Source organism: Actinophytocola algeriensis (genome assembly GCF_014203735.1).
Classification (GTDB): domain Bacteria; phylum Actinomycetota; class Actinomycetes; order Mycobacteriales; family Pseudonocardiaceae; genus Actinophytocola; species Actinophytocola algeriensis.
This window is the reverse complement of sequence record NZ_JACHJQ010000006.1, coordinates 468,345-484,744: the sequence shown is the minus strand read 5'-3', so window position 1 is coordinate 484,744 and position 16,400 is coordinate 468,345. Positions and strand designations below refer to the sequence as shown.

General features: G+C 68.7%; 12 protein-coding genes. 4 read left to right on the top strand and 8 right to left on the bottom strand.

Features of this window, described 5'->3' with window-relative positions; genetic code table 11:
• Nucleotides 1-42: 42 nt before the first annotated feature.
• Nucleotides 43-1,314 (bottom strand): CHASE3 domain-containing protein, encoded by a 1,272-nt coding sequence (locus tag FHR82_RS29165; RefSeq protein ID WP_184813753.1) that lies wholly within the window; start codon nucleotides 1,312-1,314, stop codon nucleotides 43-45.
• Nucleotides 1,315-1,427: 113 nt separating this feature from the next.
• Here FHR82_RS29165 and FHR82_RS29160 point away from each other — a divergent pair, with 113 nt between their 5' ends.
• The 3 genes from FHR82_RS29160 to FHR82_RS29150 all read left to right on the top strand — a co-directional run bounded on the left by FHR82_RS29160 (nucleotide 1,428) and on the right by FHR82_RS29150 (nucleotide 4,492).
• Nucleotides 1,428-1,721 carry a hypothetical protein gene (locus FHR82_RS29160; protein ID WP_184813752.1) on the top strand — a complete coding sequence of 98 codons (294 nt, stop codon included), beginning with the start codon at nucleotides 1,428-1,430 and terminating at the stop codon, nucleotides 1,719-1,721.
• 193 nt (nucleotides 1,722-1,914) lie between these two features.
• On the top strand, nucleotides 1,915-4,116 hold the full coding sequence (gene secD, locus FHR82_RS29155) for a protein translocase subunit SecD (protein ID WP_184813751.1): 2,202 nt from the start codon (nucleotides 1,915-1,917) through the stop codon (nucleotides 4,114-4,116).
• A gap of 16 nt (nucleotides 4,117-4,132) precedes the next feature.
• Complete coding sequence (locus tag FHR82_RS29150; protein WP_184813750.1) at nucleotides 4,133-4,492, top strand: hypothetical protein; 360 nt, start codon at nucleotides 4,133-4,135, stop codon at nucleotides 4,490-4,492.
• Between the two features lie 533 nt (nucleotides 4,493-5,025).
• On the opposite strand, the gene FHR82_RS29145 is transcribed toward FHR82_RS29150, so the two are convergent.
• A complete protein-coding gene (locus tag FHR82_RS29145; protein WP_184813749.1) occupies nucleotides 5,026-5,550 on the bottom strand; it encodes a helix-turn-helix domain-containing protein in 525 nt (174 codons plus the stop codon).
• An 89-nt stretch (nucleotides 5,551-5,639) separates the two neighbouring features.
• Complete coding sequence (locus FHR82_RS29140; protein ID WP_184813748.1) at nucleotides 5,640-8,576, bottom strand: AfsR/SARP family transcriptional regulator; 2,937 nt, start codon at nucleotides 8,574-8,576, stop codon at nucleotides 5,640-5,642.
• A gap of 528 nt (nucleotides 8,577-9,104) precedes the next feature.
• On the opposite strand from FHR82_RS29140, the gene FHR82_RS29135 reads away from it, so the two are divergent.
• Entirely contained in the window at nucleotides 9,105-10,223 is a 1,119-nt protein-coding gene (locus FHR82_RS29135; RefSeq protein ID WP_184813747.1) for a hypothetical protein, read from the top strand.
• A gap of 242 nt (nucleotides 10,224-10,465) precedes the next feature.
• Here FHR82_RS29135 and FHR82_RS29130 read toward each other — a convergent pair whose 3' ends face one another.
• From FHR82_RS29130 to FHR82_RS29110, 5 genes are all read right to left on the bottom strand, one after another.
• Nucleotides 10,466-12,628, bottom strand: coding sequence for an ATP-binding protein (locus FHR82_RS29130; protein WP_184813746.1), 2,163 nt, complete (start codon nucleotides 12,626-12,628; stop codon nucleotides 10,466-10,468).
• Between the two features lie 682 nt (nucleotides 12,629-13,310).
• Nucleotides 13,311-14,573: an NAD(P)/FAD-dependent oxidoreductase gene (locus tag FHR82_RS29125; protein ID WP_184813745.1), complete on the bottom strand. Its 1,263-nt coding sequence runs from the start codon at nucleotides 14,571-14,573 to the stop codon at nucleotides 13,311-13,313.
• Nucleotides 14,574-14,780, bottom strand: a complete 207-nt coding sequence (locus FHR82_RS29120; RefSeq protein WP_184813744.1) for a ferredoxin — start codon at nucleotides 14,778-14,780, stop codon at nucleotides 14,574-14,576. It lies immediately after the preceding gene.
• A complete protein-coding gene (locus FHR82_RS29115) occupies nucleotides 14,777-15,349 on the bottom strand; it encodes a ferric reductase-like transmembrane domain-containing protein (RefSeq protein WP_184813743.1) in 573 nt (190 codons plus the stop codon). Before FHR82_RS29115 ends, FHR82_RS29120 begins: the two co-directional genes overlap by 4 nt.
• Nucleotides 15,343-16,380, bottom strand: coding sequence for a DUF1996 domain-containing protein (locus FHR82_RS29110; protein WP_225943914.1), 1,038 nt, complete (start codon nucleotides 16,378-16,380; stop codon nucleotides 15,343-15,345). Before FHR82_RS29110 ends, FHR82_RS29115 begins: the two co-directional genes overlap by 7 nt.
• Between the last annotated feature and the right edge of the window lie 20 nt (nucleotides 16,381-16,400).

The window sequence follows — 16,400 nt, the reverse complement described above, 5'->3', positions numbered from 1 at the left end:
CGGGCTTGTCGAGCCCGCCGCTCCCAGGGGTGCCTCAGCTCGTCAGAGTTCCGTCGACCATTCGATCGTCACCTGGTCCGGTTCGAAGATCGCGGTCGCCGAGTGGTCCGAGGCGGCCTCCTTCAGCAGCGTGGGGTCGTGCGCCGCCGGTCCGGTCAGGCTGACGCGGAGTTCCGTGTCGCTCGTCGTGATCAGGACGGTCGTCGCCTCCGGGTAGAGCGGGAGCACGTGTCGGAGGAAGGTTTCCAGTGCCACCGGCGCCGGGGTGTCCGCCGGGCCCGTCACCGTCGGGGGTGCTGCCAGTTCGGGTTCCAGTGCTGTCAGCACGTCCGCGATCGAACGGTCGCCGTCGAAGAGGCGGGAGCGCAGTTCCTGCAGCACGCGGTCCACGTCGGCGGTCACCGCGCGCAGAGCAGGAGCCGCCGACGGGTGCCGTGCCGCCGCCGACTGGAGGGACAGGCTGATGCCGAACAGGTCGCGGATGGTCGTGGCGCCGAGGTCCTGGGCGATGCGGTCCGCCTCGTGCAGCCGGACCAGTTGCTCCGACGACCGGGCCGCGCGGGCGCTCTCCCGCAGGATGCGCTGCCGCATCGACTCGACCGCGTGACCGACCGTGATGACCTCCGCCGGGCCGCGGGCGGGCACCGGGTGGGACAGGTCGCCCTCCGCTACCCGGCGCACGTTCGCGACCAGGTCGTTCACCGGGCGGACGAGGGAGCGGCGCACCAGCACGATGACGCCCCCGCCGATCACGAGCGCGAGTCCGCCGCAGAGCGTGGTCACCAGGTTCGCCCGTGCCTGGGCGTCGGTCCACGACTGGATCACCGCGGCCGTGCGGCGGTCGATGTGGGCCTGCAGGGCCGTGAGCAGGCCGCGCACCGAGTCGAACCGGGCCTTGTCGCTCGCGGCGGCGGGGTTCTCGTCGCGCAGGGCCGGGGCGGCGACCGTGCGTTCCCAGTCCGTCGCCGCGCGGTCGACCGCCGCCAGCAGCCTGCTGCCCTCCGCGTCCTCGGCGAGCAGGGCGCGCAGGCGCGCGTGGTTGGCCGACGCGGTGTTGCTGCCGTCGTCGTACGGTTCGAGCAACTGCGCGGCGCCGCTCAGCTGGTAACCACGCACGCCGGTCTCCATGTCGACGTACGCCTTCGCGAGCGCGGCCGTCGACGACTGCGCTGGCCGCAGGGTGTTGCGGATCTGGCTGCTGAGGTCCGCGACCCGCTGCCGGGTCATGGTCGTCGCCGCGACGGCCACCAGCAACAACATCACCAGGCCGCCTACGAGCACGTAGAGGCGCCATCTGAGCGTGCTTGGCCGCATGAATCGATGGTAGTTACCCTGAGCGAGCGCACAACCGTTGCGTCGCAAGGGAAACTAACGGCAACTCACACAGGTGGGAAACCATCGGACCACTGATCGGATACGGTGGCGGCATGAACCGGCGTGCGATGGCCACTGGCCTGCTCATCGCGCTGCTCGCCGTGTTCGCGATGGTGACCCCGGCCCACCACGAGCCGGGCACCATGTCCCCGCACACGGTCGTGAGCAACGCTGCCCCGACCCTGCCCGCGCCGAACACCACCCCCGAGATTCCGCTGGCCGGCGCGGAGACCACGCTGCACCCACCGGTCGCGCCGCGGCAAGTGCACGTCGAGGCCGAGCCGGACGCGCACCCGAGGGCCCATCGCGAGCCCGCCGCGGGCCGGGCACCGCCAGCACGAGCCTGAATCGGGCACCACAGACCAGCGAAAACGGCGCGCGCAACCGCGAACCCGCCGGAACGCAACCCCCACCCTGTCCCGGGGGCGTCCCGCCTTGCCAGTCTACCAGTTGGGTGGCGTGCAGGCCAGGGGCGCGGGCTGATCTGTGGACAACTCACCCGGCTGTGGACAACCACCCTCACTCGTGCGAAGGAATCCCATGTCACGCCGCATTTCCTGGCGGGGACGAGCGTTGCTGTCGTTCGGCGTGCTCGTCGCCGCTGTCTATCTCGTCCTCACCGCCTCGCCGCGGCTCGGGCTCGACCTGCGTGGCGGCACGCAGATCGTGCTCGAGACCCACGACTCACCCACCGTCACCGCCGATGCCGAGAGCACCGACCGCACGCTCGAGGTGCTGCGCCGCCGCGTCGACGCGCTCGGGGTCAACGAACCGAACCTCCACCGCAGCGGGGAGCGGCGCATCGTCGTCGAGCTGCCCGACGTGCAGGACCCCAGGGAAGCCGCCGAGGTCATCGGGCGCACCGCCGCGCTCACGTTCCACCCCGTCGTCCTCGAGGGTGGCGACGCCCTGACGGCCGAGAGCGGCGAACCCATCCAGGTCGGGCCTGCCGCGCTGGACGGCAGCGGGGTCGCGAACGCACGCTCCGGGCCCGACCCCAACGGGACCGGGCGCATCGTGTCCGTCGAGTTCCAGGACGGCGGCGAACGGGCCTGGGAGAACCTCACCGCCGAGGCCGCCTGCGCGTCCCCGGGCGACCCGCGCCGCCGCGTCGCGATCGTGCTCGACGACAAGGTGATCTCCTCCCCGCAGGTCGATCCCTCGATCGCCTGCGGGGTCGGCATGATCGGCGGGTCGACCAGCATCACCGGCCGCTTCACCCAGGCCGAGGCCGCCGACCTCGCCCTGCTCATCAACGCGGGGGCGCTGCCGGTGCCGGTCGAGATCATCGAGCAGCGGACCGTCGGGCCCACCCTCGGCGAGGAAGCCATCGACACCAGTGCCCGCGCCGCGGTCATCGGGCTCGCGCTCGTCGCGTTGTTCCTGATCGCGGTGTACCGGCTCGCCGGACTCGTCGCGGTGGTGGCGCTCGTCGGCTACACGGCCGTGTCCTACGCGGCACTGCTGGCGATCGGCGCGACCCTCACCCTCCCCGGACTGGCCGGGTTCGTGCTCGCCATCGGCATGGCCGTCGACGCGACCGTGCTCGCCTACGAACGCGCGCGCGAGGAGTACAACGGGAACCTGCCGAGAGCCGCCGACCAGGGGTTCCGGGGCGCGCTGTCCGCGGTCGTCGACTCCAACGTCACCACGCTCCTCGCCGCCGGTCTGCTGTTCCTGCTCGCGTCCGGGCCGGTGCGCGGGTTCGGCGTGACGCTCACCATCGGCGTGCTCGCGTCGATGTTCACCTCGCTCGTCCTCAACCGCGTGTTCATCCACCTCGCCATGACCCGCGCCCGGCCGAGCTGGAGCGGGATCGCGCACCAGGGGCGGGTGCGGCGCTGGATCCGCGGCCGCGACACGGGTTTCCTGGTGAACGCGAAGCGCTGGCTCCTCGGCGCAGGGGCGGCGGTGCTCATCGCGCTCGCGGGGCTCGTGCTCGTCGGGCCGAACCTCGGGGTCGAGTTCACCGGCGGCCGCCTCTTCGAGTACACGACGGCGGCGGGCGTCGACCAGGTGCGGGAGGCGCTGTCCGAGGCCGGGTACGGCGACGCGGTGGTGCAGGAGTCCGGCGGCGGCGTGTCCGTGCGCACCGCGCCGCTCGACGAGGCGGGCGCGGACCGGGTCGCCGACGCCGTCGCGTCGCTCGGGCAGGCCCAGGAGGTGCGCGACGAGAAGGTCGGCCCGAGCCTCGGCGCGGAGCTGCGGGACAAGGCGCTGCTCGCGCTCGGGCTCGCGATCGCCGCGCAGCTCACCTACCTCGCCATCCGCTTCGACTGGCGGCTCGGCCTCGCCACGGTGATCGCGCTCGCGCAGGACGTCCTGCTGCTGCTCGGGATCTTCGCGTGGTTCGGCAAGACCATGGACGGCGTGTTCCTCGCGGCGCTGCTGACCGTGATCGGCTACTCGGTCAACGACACGGTCGTCGTGTTCGACCGGGTCCGCGAGCTGCGGGGGAACAGGCCGTTCCCGCACGTGGTCGGCGACGCCGTGCTGCAGACGCTGCCGCGCACGGTCAACACCGGCATCGGCGTGCTGTTCGTGCTGGGCGCGCTGCTGGTGCTCGGTGACGGCTCACTGGCCGACTTCGCGCTCGCGCTGCTGCTCGGACTGGTGATCGGCACGTTCTCCACGGTCGTCACGGCCGGGCCCGCGGCGATCCTGCTGGACCGGCGCTGGCCGGGTGCCGGCAAGCGCAAGCCGGTGCGCAGGGAGCGGGAGGGAAGTGGCGCGGTGGTGTGAGGCGATAATGACCGGCGTGAGTTTCGACCTGGCTGTGCTCTCCGCCCCTGCCGACGCGGAGGCCGCACGCGAGACGTACGCCCGCTGCACCCGTGACGACCACCAGGACGGCGACATCGACGTGCGGATCGCCCGCTTCCACGAGTCGCTGGCCGCGGTGTTCCCCGACCACGAGCCCACCCCGGACTCCCCATGGGCGGTGACACCGCTGTCACTGGGCGCGGACCACGTCCTCATGCGCCTGCGCATCGGCCCGGCCGGCGAGCAGGCGATCGAGAAGATCATCGCCCTCGCCGACCAGCACGACCTCGCGCTGTACGACCCCCAGGCCGACGAGACGTACCTGCCCCGCCGCCGGCCAGGGCCGCCGAGGTAACGAGAACCCCATCAAGACCCGTGGGCCGCAACGGAAGCTTCCGTTGCGGCCCACGGCGTTCTGGCCTGTCAGTGGAACGGCCACCAGAGAAGAAAGAACATCAGTTCCCCCCTGCATCAACACTGCCGGAAGGACGGCATCGGTGGTCGTTCGGCTGGTCGTCCGGTGAGGAGACATGCAACGGACGCACGGTGTTATCCACGGTGCGTAGCGTGCCACAAGTGTGCGTGGATGCTCTCGGTGGGTCCCTTTGTGACACCGGAGCCAGAGATGTACACATTCTGGTGAGACGCGGCTTCTGTGGTGACTATCTGATTTCGGCCGACAGGTCAAGCCTCGAAGGCTCGCGAAATCCATGAAACGTTTCAGTGTTATCTGGAGCGGCGCAAGAGTTGGATGCGCTCAACTCAGAGTGTCAACAATGTGATTGGCGCCGATGAATAATTACCCGACAGGAGTAATTTGCACCGCTGCTATTGCTCGTCAATCGCCACTCAGTTGGGTGACGCGGAAACAGGGCTGACGGCGGCGGGTCAGTCCCAGAGCATTCTGCGCGGTGTCCGCTCGGGAATGAACTGGCGGAGATATCGAAGGAACTCGGCGACGGGAAGATCGAAGATGGTCGCCATCTCCTCGATGGCCGCTCGTTCCAGCCGTGCGACACCTGTGCCTTCGGGGTTGCTCTTGAGGCGGTTCTGTGCCCACTGGCGCAATGTGGGATACGCTGAATCCTCCGTGGCGATCACGGCTTTCAGGTCGATCTGCAGGCTGTCCGCGTCCGGCTCGACCGAGATCCTTTGCAGCGCAAGGGCGACGAGGGTTGGCGTCGGCACGTCGAGTGCCTCGCAGATTTCGACAAGTCTTGGCAGGGTGCAGGGACGCAGCCCGTACTCGTAGTTGGCGAGGGCCTGAACGCTGATGTCCGACGCCATCCGGTCGATGACCATGCCCCTGGTCCAACCGAGATCGTCGCGGACCCGTCGCAGCTCGTCGCCGATGGCGCGGTTGACGCTGCCGTCGGTCAAGGTTTCCTGGTCGGCACTCGGCCTGTTCGGCATCGAGGTGTCAGTGTGGTCGGCTGCCTGGTCGGCAGAAGTTCGCGGCGGCAAGGCGTACCTCCCTCATCGTCATCGCCTCGGTCCCCACGTCAGATGCCTTCGTCAAGCGGAGTTGCCGCCTTGGCGATCTTCGCCTGCAGTGCCGCGCTCTGCGCCGTGTTCCCCAAACGCTCGTAGTGCACCAGAGCGTGCCGCCACGAAGTGGCAGCGCCGATTGCATCGTTTTCGGCCGACGCTATGTTACCCATTACTGTTCTTGCTCTTGCTTCTTCCGCGATCAGATGTGACTCGTTGCATACGTCGAGCGCTTGCTGGATGTACGCGTGCGCCATCGTCGTGTCACCACGGACATGCGACACCTCTGCGAGAGTTACGCAGGTTTCGGCTGTGACAGCCATGTCAGGAAGACCTTCGGTGAGCGCCAATGCCTGTCTGCAGTAGGACAGCGCGGCGTCGTGGTCACCTTGATCGCGGTACACGGCGCCGATGCCCGCGAGGCTCTTCGCATGTGCCGACGTGTCGGCTATCCGCTGCGCGTGGAACTCGCTCTGCCTGAGGTGCAGCAAGGCGTTGTCGTGATCTTTCAGCACGCGCAACGCATTGCCCAGGTCGACATGCGTCCAGCACAGCGCCTCCGCGTCGTTGATGCGTTGCGCGATGTCCAGGCAGCGCTGGAAAAGCTGTGCTGCCGTGTCGGCCGCGCCCATCGTCATCGCCAGCTTTCCCAGCTGGTAAAGGGTCGACGCCTGGCCGCGTTCGTTGCCGGTTTCCTCTGCGTACCGGAGAGCGAGGTCAAGGCACCGGCGAGCTTCGGTGGGCAATCCCAGGGTTCCCAAGGTCATTCCGAGTCCCACCTGGGATGACGCCTCCGCTTCGCGGTCGCCCGCGGCCGCCGCTGCCTTGACGGCGATCTCGCGGACTGACCGGCTGTCCTCGAACTGTCCGTACCTGTCGAGGAAGGTGGCCGCCGTGTCCGCGAGGCGCCATGCGTGGTCGTGATGGCCGTGGGCGCTGGCCATGTGTATGACCGAATTGATGTTCGTGCGTTCCCTGCTGGCCCAGCCCTGCGCGTGCGCGGCGTCGACGAACTGGACTGGAACAACGTCTTTCTCCAACGGGAGCGGGGGTGGGGTCAAATGACCCGGATACATCGTGTGGTGCGCCGCGGTGGCGGACGCGAGATAGTGGCCGATCATACGGCGTTCGGCCGCCCTTACCCGATCGGGGGATTCATCCCGTTCGGCGCAGAAGGTGGCGAACTCCCGAAGAAGATCGTGAAACTGGTAGCGGTCCAGAACATCCGGTCGTTCGAGTAGGTGGGCACCGACAAGAATACCCAGACTCCTTTTGATCGCCGCGGTCGTACGCCCGCCGCACGACGCCGCTGCTTCGATACCGATGTTGGGTCCGGGGTGCAGCCCGAGCAATCGGAACAGGCGGCGTTCTTCCGCGGGAAGGGCTTCGTAGGACCAGGAGAAGAAAGTCCTCGCCGAGTTCGACCCGTCGCCGTCCTCGCCGAGTTCCGCGATGAGCCTGCGGAGGTCGAGGTGCTTGGTGACGCTGGCTATCTCCGGTGGCCGGAACGTCACCAGGTGCTCCGCGAGAATGGCGATCACCAGCGGAAGTCCGCCGCATCGCGCCACCAGTTCCCTGCCGGCTTCTTCCGGGAGCTCGACGGTGGAGTCGAGCCTGCGGGTGAGTAGTTCCGCGCCCTCTCGTGCCGGCATCGGTGGCACCTGAATGCGGCGTGCCCCCATCGCGGTGCTGAGCGAGGTGAGGCGCTGGCGACTGGTGATCAGAATCAGGCTGTGGTTGAGCAGTGAGATCAGTTTCCGGACGTGATCGCTACTGCGTGCGTTGTCCAGGACGACGAGCGTTCGCCGGTTCATCATGAGTCTGCTCAACAACAGTTCTCTTGCTCTCGGGTTCATCGATTCGTCCGGCGGGGTTCCCAGTGCGACGAGCAGGTCGTCGACGACGGCGGAGTCGTCGACCACGCCGGTGTCCGAGAACCCGTTGAGGTTGACGAAGAAATCGCCGTCCTCGAACCTGTCGCGCACCTGGTGCGCCCAGTGCACGGCAAGAGCCGACTTGCCGACGCCTGGCATGCCGTCGATGATCACCACACCGGCGCCCAGCTCCCCGGAGCGTGTTGTCGCGGCCCGGTCCAGTTCCCGCATGAGGTCCGCGCGGCCGACGAACTCCGGGATGTCCATCGGCAGCTGGCGTGGTGGAGCGATCGTCGGCGTGGGGTCGCCCGGTGGTGTCCCGGTGCGGCGGGTCCGGAGTTGTTCGTGGTGGTGGCGGAGGTGGTCGGCCCGCTGCTCGTCGCCTTCGTCGAGGAGCCTGCGCCGGAGGTGGAAGTAGTACGTCGTGGCCTCCGACGAACGCGACAGCATGTGCAGCGCCGACATGCGCAGCCGTGCGAATGCAATGTCGTCCGCATATTCGGTCGGAAGTGTGTTCAGCATCGCGAGTACCTGATCGGCGTCGCCCATGCTGAGGAGTGCTTCGAACAGAACGGCATTGACGGGAATCCACTCGTCGCGTTCGATACCGGTGCGCCATGCCTGTGCGCGTTCGCTGATCAGGTCGTCGAGTGGACGACCGCGCCACAGTGCGAGCGCCTGCTCGGCGCATTCCGCTGCCTCGTGGGGCCGTTGTTCGCGCGCGTGCAGGCGGGCCTTGCCCGCGAGCGAACGGAAGCGGTGGTAGTCGATCGTCTCCTTGTCGACCTCGAGCCGGAAGCCGCCGTTTCCCGTGTACAAAGTGGACGGAGAGGGCAACCGCCGCAGCACCTTCCGAATCCTCGTCGCGTAGGTGTGGAAGGTTGCCGCGCGGTTCCGTGGTAATGGCTTCTCCTCCGGCCACGCCCATTCGGTGAGCGTGTCCAGCGTGACCCGTCGTCCCGCGTGCGCGAGCAGGGTCGCGAGCAATGCCTGCACCTTCGGAGAAGCCCAGTCTTCCTCGAAGGTGTCGCCGATCCTGATCGCGGTGCGCCCCAGAATCCCGAAGATTATTTCCACGGTTTCACCCCATCGCTGAACCTTCAGCTCTGTCGAGTGTGCCGCCAAAGGCATGATCAAACCAAGGAGTTACCTCGTGGAGTGGATACGGAGAAGGTTCCGATATGGCAACGGAGACGGCGATATCGGCGCCTGAAAGCCCGCTGACAGTCCGTTGAAAGGTGGGGTTCCGCGCGATGTCCATGATTTGTCCTGTCCGTCGGTCGCGTACTGCGCCACGAGTGGCTGACCCGTTTCTTTCGCACACGGTCAGAACGTTGGGTGACAGCGTTCTGCAGGACCGGCGGTGCACGCTGGGGGCACTGAATCGGGGACGTGCCCTGGCCGGGGAACCGGACGGGGCTTCTGGAGGCGTCATGTATTTGTCATGGACCTGCGGTGAATCACGACCGGATTGTCTTCGCGTGACGGGAATTCGCGGGGGCGGCGATGTCTGACGTCGCCTGGGTGCGCGGTCCGGTTGGCAAACGGGACCGGCACTGGTCCACACGCCTGGGATGCCGCGTCGTTCTGGTCATGGTGCCGCACATGGTCGCCGGCACCCGGCTCGCGGACCTGTTGCCGTTGCTCGAGGCGGACCACCGTGTCCAGGTCGTGTTCACCATCCCCGAGACCCACGCGTCGTGGACGGCCACGACCGAGTACGTGCGGGGGCTCGGCGGTGTCGTGCTCCCGTGGTGCCAGGCACGGCAGCTGGAGTACGACCTCGTGTTGGCGGGAAGCGTCCGAGGCCTCGACGACGTGGCAGGTCCCGCGTTGCTCGTCCCGCACGGTGGTGGGTTCGCGCAGTACCGTTCCTACCGTCCGCCGACCGGTGACGATGGCAGAGAACCGCTGCTGGGTCTCGACCCGAGCCGGTTGGTCAACGAGGGCCGTGTTCGCGCGGAGGCGATCGTCCTGACCCACGACTCGGAGCTGGCCGTGCTGCGGCGAACCTGCCCGCGGGCCGTGTCGAAGGCCGTCGTGGTCGGCAACATCGCCTTCGACCGGCTCGTGGCCAGTACGGCCTACCGGGCGCGGTACCGCTCGGCACTCGAGGTCGGCGCCGGACAGCAGCTCGTGGTGGTGAGTTCCACCTGGTCCGAGCGGTCGGCGTTCGGACGGTACCCGGACCTGTTCTCCCGGGTGCTGGCCGAACTGCCGCCCGAGCGGTACAAGGTCGTGGGACTACTGCACCCGGCGATCTGGTCCCAGCACGGAGAATGGCAGGTGCGTGCGTGGCTGGCGGGCTGCCTGCGCGACGGCTTGTCGCTGGTTCGCCCGGAGGAGGGATGGCGGGGAGCGCTGGTCGCGGCCGACCATGTGATCGGCGACTACGGTTCTGTCACCGGCTTCGCGGCCGGGCTGGGCGCTCCGGTTCTCCTCGTCGACGGACCGGCCGTGCCACTCCTGGAAGGGAGCCCGACCGCCATCATGTACGACCGGGCACCCCGGTGGTCCTTCGACCGGCCGCTGGTGCCGCAGCTCAACGCCCTCGCGGTGGCGCACCGGCCGGACGCCTACGGCGATGTCCGCGCCCTGCTCACGACGCGACCGGGACAAGCCGCGCGGGTGCTGCGGCAGACCATGTACCGGCTCATGGGTTTGAGTGAGCCCGATCGTCCCGTGGCCGCGAGCCCTGTCCCACTGCCTCGGGTGGTGCGATGAGACCGGGGCGGCGCGCGACGGGCGCACAGGAGCTGACGGTCCGTGCCGACCGCACCCCGCTGTCCGACGGGTCGCGGAGGTGGCAGTGCGACATCGACGGTGTGCGGCACGTCTTCAGCCTCGCGGACCTGGCAGGCAGCGCGCGGCTGTCGCTCGTCGACGGGCTGGTGCAGGAGCTTCGCCATCCCACCGTCGCCGACGCGGAACAGGGCGCGACCACGGCACTGGCCTGCTGGCCGGGCTCACTGTTGGTGGTCACGCGGTGTGGGCGGGATCGGTTCTGCCTGGTGGCGCGTGACGGTCAGACCACGGTCGTCGCCGGTGTCTCCGGAGAGCTGGTGGCTGTCGTCGGGTGCCTGTGGCTCACCGTGCGGCGGCGGCTCGACGAGCTCTGGTTCGTCGGCGCCGGTGGATGGCAGTTCGGCCAGCAACGCGGTTATCCGCGCGGTGAGCGGTCCACCGGGCAGGCGGGACAGCTCGAGGGCTTCCAGGAGGTGGGTCCTGGCGGTCGCCGGATCGTCGTTGTCACGGCTGACTTCCGCGAGGGCGATGAGCACCTCCGCGTGGTAGACGGCCGATCCTGACGAACGGAGCACGGTCAGGGCCTCGCGGAGCTGACGTGTCGCGAGGTCCGGCCTGCCCTGGCGGGCGGCGATCCTGGCCAGTGCGACCAGGGTCTTGGCCTCGTCCTTCTGGTCGGACAGCTCGGCGAACATCTCGCGGGCCCGCGTCAACCGCACGGCGGCTTCGTCGTCGCGGCGAGCCTGTGACAGGGCCTCGCCGATCCGGCGGTGCCGCAGTGCGACACCGCGGTCGATGCCCAGTTCGCTCTCGATCCGGAGGCTCTTCTCGAAGAACGCGATGGCGGTGTCGATGTCACCGCGCCCCTGCGCGGCCAGGCCGAGCTGGTTGACCGCCACGGACTCGTTGAGCCTGCTGCCCGCGCTCCTCGCGAGGTCCGACGCGGTGCGGCACTCCCGTTCGGCCGCGTCGTAGTCGTGCAGGTCGAGAAAGGCCCGGCCGAGCTGGCACCTCAACCGGGACTCGGCGACCACGTCACCGCATCGATGAGCGGCCCGCACGCCGACCTCGTGCGAGGAGAGCCAGATCTGGTAGTGCTTGCGGTGCAACAACAGTTCCCACAGCGATTCGCACAACTGCCACGCGAGCTCGTCCCAACCGCGTTTCGCGACCTCGTTGAGGATCGCGATCACGTTCGGCAACTGCGTGTCCAGCCATTCGACGGCGTCGCTGCCCCGGGAGAACATCGGTGGTGTGTCCCGAACCCGCTGCCACACCTTGCTGACCCGCCACCGATTCGGAATGACGACCATGTTCGCGCGAGTGACCTGGCGGAGGAGCCACTCGGCGATCCGTCTCAGCGGGCCGTCCGGTTCGTTGTCCTGGGTTTCGGCATGTGCTTTCCCGTGCAGTTTGACCAGGTCGTGAAAGCGATACAGGTCGTCGCCGATTTCCTCGACGAGGCTGGCGTCGACCAGTTCCTGCAGCCCGGTCTCCGCATTGGGAACGGGGATGTCCGCGGCGCTCGCCGCCATCCCCGCGCTGAAGTGCGGCCCGGGGTGCAAGCTCGTCAACCGGTACAGGCGAGCGGGTGCGTCGTCGAGCGCCTGGTAGGACAGGTCGAACGCGGCACGAACGGAGACGTCGTCACCGATGGAGAGCCGTGCCAGGCGCTGCTGCTCGTCCGCGAGTTCCGTGACGAGCCGGTTCACTGTCCACTTCGGACGAGAGGCGAGTCGTGCGCCGACGACCCGGATCGCGATGGGCAGCCTGCCGCATAACGACACCAGTTCGTCGACCTGTTGCATCTGCTCGACGACCCGGGTTCTGCCGAGCGAGTGCGCCAGCATGTCGACCGCGTCTTCGTGGGGCAGGGGAGTGAGCTCGACGAAGACGGCACCTTCGTTGTGCAGGCCACCAAGGCGGAACCGGCTCGTGACCAGGACCATGCTCTCGCCGCTGGTCGGGAGCAGCGGGCGCACCTGTGCGGCGGAGAAGGCGTTGTCGAGGACCACCAGGATGCGCCTGCCGCTGGTGACACTCCGGTACAGGCCGGTCAGCTCGGCGAGCTCGATGGGCACCCGTGCCGGTGGCACACCGAGGTCGCGGAGGAACCTGGCGAGCGTTTCCTCGGGCCGGACGGTGTCGTCGACGGAAAAGCCACGCAGGTCGGCGTATAATTGACCGTCGGTGAATGCCCCGGCGTTGTTGGTGCCCCACCAGACGGCGAGAGCCGATTTTCCCACCCCGCCCGGACCGACCAGGAGCGCGAGTTTCGGGGCGCCGGGATTTTCGGCGGACAGGTGCAGGACTTCATCGAGAACCGCCGACTCCGTGGCCCGGTTCGTGAAGTTCGACGGCGACGGGGGAAGCTGTCGTGGCACCGGAAGCGGCTCGCTCTGGCTCTGGACGGTTATTCCCCCGTGTATCACACCCGCCTGGACGAATGGGCCGCTGATCGTGCCATCGACCACGTTGCGGATTCTTCGATACTCGTCGCCGCCCATGCCTCAGCCCATCGCTTCGTCACCTGCTTTCGGTGCTGTCTGGACATCGTAGAATCAGGAGGTCGATTCACTGCGCGCCAAACCGGAATTTCGCCCGGAATAGGGACAGGTCGACAGGGCCTCCTCTACGCGCCCGTCACCATTTGTCAGGCCATGGAGCCCCACACCTCCAACCGCGCGCACCCGCGTACCGGCGACCCGATCGCCGCACACGATCGGTGTTATCGCCGGTTCACCCCAACCGAGCGTGCTGGATAGGGCGGCCTCGACGCAAGTGGCCGACTCGGTGCACCGCATGGCGGTTCAGCCGTGTGGCGTAGGTCGGTGCACCCGTCGGGGCTACAGGGAGTGAAGAAATCCCTCGTGGGCGACGCGGGATTTCAGCGTTCTCGCGATCGTGAACGTGTGCCGGCGGATCGCTGAACGCACCGTCACCGCGACCTCGGACTCACGTTGCCCTTTCGCAACCTCTCGAGGGTGAGAGCCGGACGCGCGCGCCGGGATATGGCCTGGATCGTGAAGGCTCCACGATCCAGGCTGCGCGTCCCGACGGGTGCCTTCAGCGCAGGCGGACGACGGGGAGGGTGCGCTCGCCTGCCGGGGTGTGGGTGGCGGGCTTGCGGCGGACGAGACGCTCGCGCATGGCCTTCGTGGTCTGGCGGTCCAGCTCCTTGGTCCACTTGAGCATCGCGGGTGGGGTGTCCCAGCCGATGATGCCGACGAGGCTGCCGTTCGTGACGTAACCCGTCACGCGGCGGCCGACCATCGCGGGGCTGGCCAGTTGTACGCGGTCCTTCGCGAGGGCCGGTGTGCCCGCACCCTGGATGCGCATGCCGTGCTGGTCGGTCCAGAAGCGGGGGAGCGGGGTGTACGGCTTGGCGTTCTCCTGGCCGGCCAGGAGGTTCGCGGCGGCGGCGCGGCCCATCTCGACGGCGTTGAGCCAGTGCTCCACGCGGCGGGGGGCGGTGTCGAAGCGCAGGTTCGGCCACCGCGCCGCGTCGCCCGCCACCACGATGTCCTGGGCGCCGATGGCGTGGCAGGTGGGGCCGCACATCACGCCGTCGTCGATGATCAGGCCCGAGCCGCGTAGCCAGCTCACCGCGGGCACGCTGCCGACGGCGAGCACGACGCAGCCCGCGAACACGACCTGGCCGGTGGTCAGGTGCATCGCGATCCCGTCGGGCTGGGGGACCCAGTGGTGCACGGCCGCGTTCGTCACCACCTGGACGCCGTTGGCCTCGTGCAGTGCGTGGACCGTGGAGCTGAAGTCCTCGCCGGGCACGTGCCGCAGCAGCGACTTGCCGCGCACGATGATCGTCGCGTCGCGGCCCATCGAGCGGGCCGCCGACGCCACCTCGCACGCCACGAAGCCGCCGCCGATGACGGCGACCGGGCCGCGGAAGCGGGTCATGGTCTTCTGCAGCGCGACCGCGTCGGCGACGGTCCGCAGCACGTGCACGCGCGGGTCGTGGCGTGGTGCGCCGGGCAGGTGCCGCGCCTGCGCGCCGGTCGCGATGATCAGGCCGTCGTAGCGGATCTCCTCGCCACCGGGGAGGTGCAGCAGGTGCTCGTCGGGCTCCAGGTGCGAAGCGCGGGTGTTGTACCGCCAGGTCGCGTCGAGCGTGGTGAGCACCGGAAGCCGCAGGTCGCGGGGCCGCATGCGGCCCGTCAGCAGCGGTCTGATGAGCCCCGGCCGGTGGTACGGGCGGTACGGCTCCTCGCCGACGACGACCAGCTCTCCGTCGTACTTCAGCTCCCGCAGCCGCTCCGCCGCACGCAACCCGGCGGGGCCCGCTCCGACGACGACGATTCGCTCGGCCATCTAACGCCTCTCTTCCAACGAGATCGCGAGGGTCGGGCAGCTGCGCACGGCCGCCTGCGCGGCCTCCAGCGCGTCGGCGGGCACCGCTCGCTGGTAGTTCAGCCCGCCTCTGGGGGTCAGCCGGAACAGCTGAGCCGCCTCATCGGCACAGATGCCGAATCGGCGGCAGCGGTCGTTGTCGACACTGACCCGGTAGCTGTGTTTCATGGCCCGTCCTCCGCCAGTCCGGCCGCTTCGAGGGTCTTCGCGGGGACGAGCCGCAGGAGGATCACGGTCAGCGCGGGCACGAGCAGCGTGAGCCCGCCCAGGTACACCGTCGACAGCGTGCCCTTCGCGAGTGCCTGGAAGAACGCGTGCAGCACGCCGAGCACGAACGCCGGGTACGCGAGCCGGTGCAGCCACAGCCACCGCCAGTAGCTCGTCCACCGCTTCAGCCCCACCGCGATCGCGGCCGTCAGCATGCCCTCGAACGCGAGGACCCCGAACGTGTCCCGGAGCACCCCGCGGAACGGGATGATCAGGTCCGCGACCGACCTCGCCTGGTCGAGCAGCGTGAACGACACGCCGTGGACGAACGCGAACGCGAGCGTCAGCGTCGCGAACACCTGGTGGGTGCCACGCAGGGCGTGCCGGCCCGTGAGCCGGTCGAACCAGCCCGTCGAGACCAGCACGCCCCACGTGAGGGTCATGCACATGAGGGCGTACGCGAGCCGTGCCGAGAGCACGGACAGCTCGCGTACGCCGTCATCGTGGCTTGCCGCCGCCAGTTCTAGCATCGCCGTCCGGTGTTGATGCAGCGCACGACCTGGTTCATCAGCCGCTCACCCATCACGTTGACGAAGTCGTTGTGGTCGGTGAGCGGGTTGTGCTTCTCGTCCGGGAACGCGTCCAGCGCGAACACCTTGCCCCGGGGGAGGTTGTACTTCAGCGTGATCCGCAGCTGTGGGATCGGCTCGAAGCCCTCGGGGCAGTTGCCGTTGCGGTCCGCGAACGCGAGGTGCGTGCGGTGGTTGGCGCTGTCGGTGTTCCCGTCGTTGCAGCCGGGGAAGTCCGCGATCCGGACGGTCTGGCTGCCCCGGGGGCACAGCGGGTACTTCGTGGTGATCCGGTTCTCGAACCCGGTGCACGTCCACTTGGCGTTGGCGTTGGCCCCGCCGTTGGTCGACGACTTCGCGTCACCGGTGAGGATCCGGAGGAACTGCGGCGCCGCGGTCACCTGCTGGCTCGGGTTGCCGCGGAACTGGATCTTCACCGAAGCGGGCAGGATCGGGTCGCCGACGTTGTGCGCGTTCAGCGGGTCGACGGCGGTCGAGCCCGCGTTGCGGATCCGGATGATCGGCCAGAAGTACGCCGACTTGTCACCGTTGGTGCAGGTGGTGCCGCCCGCCGCGAGGCTCTCGTTGCTGGAGAAGCCGTCCGTGGTCAGGTTGCCGACGTAGTCGTGCGTGTGCTGGGCGCCGTTCACGTTGCCCGGCGCGGCGATCATGTTCGCCGAGTTGTTGTGGCCGTTCTCGTTGCGGCCGCAGTTGACCGTGAACGTGCCTGCCGAGCCGCCGCGGCGGACCCGGGGCTGGGCGTTCAGGTTCGACGGCCGGACCTTGCGGATGTCGACGAAGTCCTGCGGGAACGGGCCGAGCGGGTCCTGGCAGTTCGGGCCGCCGAACTTGCGCATGGTGCTGTCGGCGGGTGCCGAGGGAGCCTGCTCGGACGGCACGGGGCCGCCGTAGTCGGGAGGCGTCGGCTGGCCGCCCCGGCCGCCGGGACGCTCGCCGTTCATGGACAGGAGCCGGTCGGACGCGTAGCCCATCGGCTCCTCACCTTCCGGGG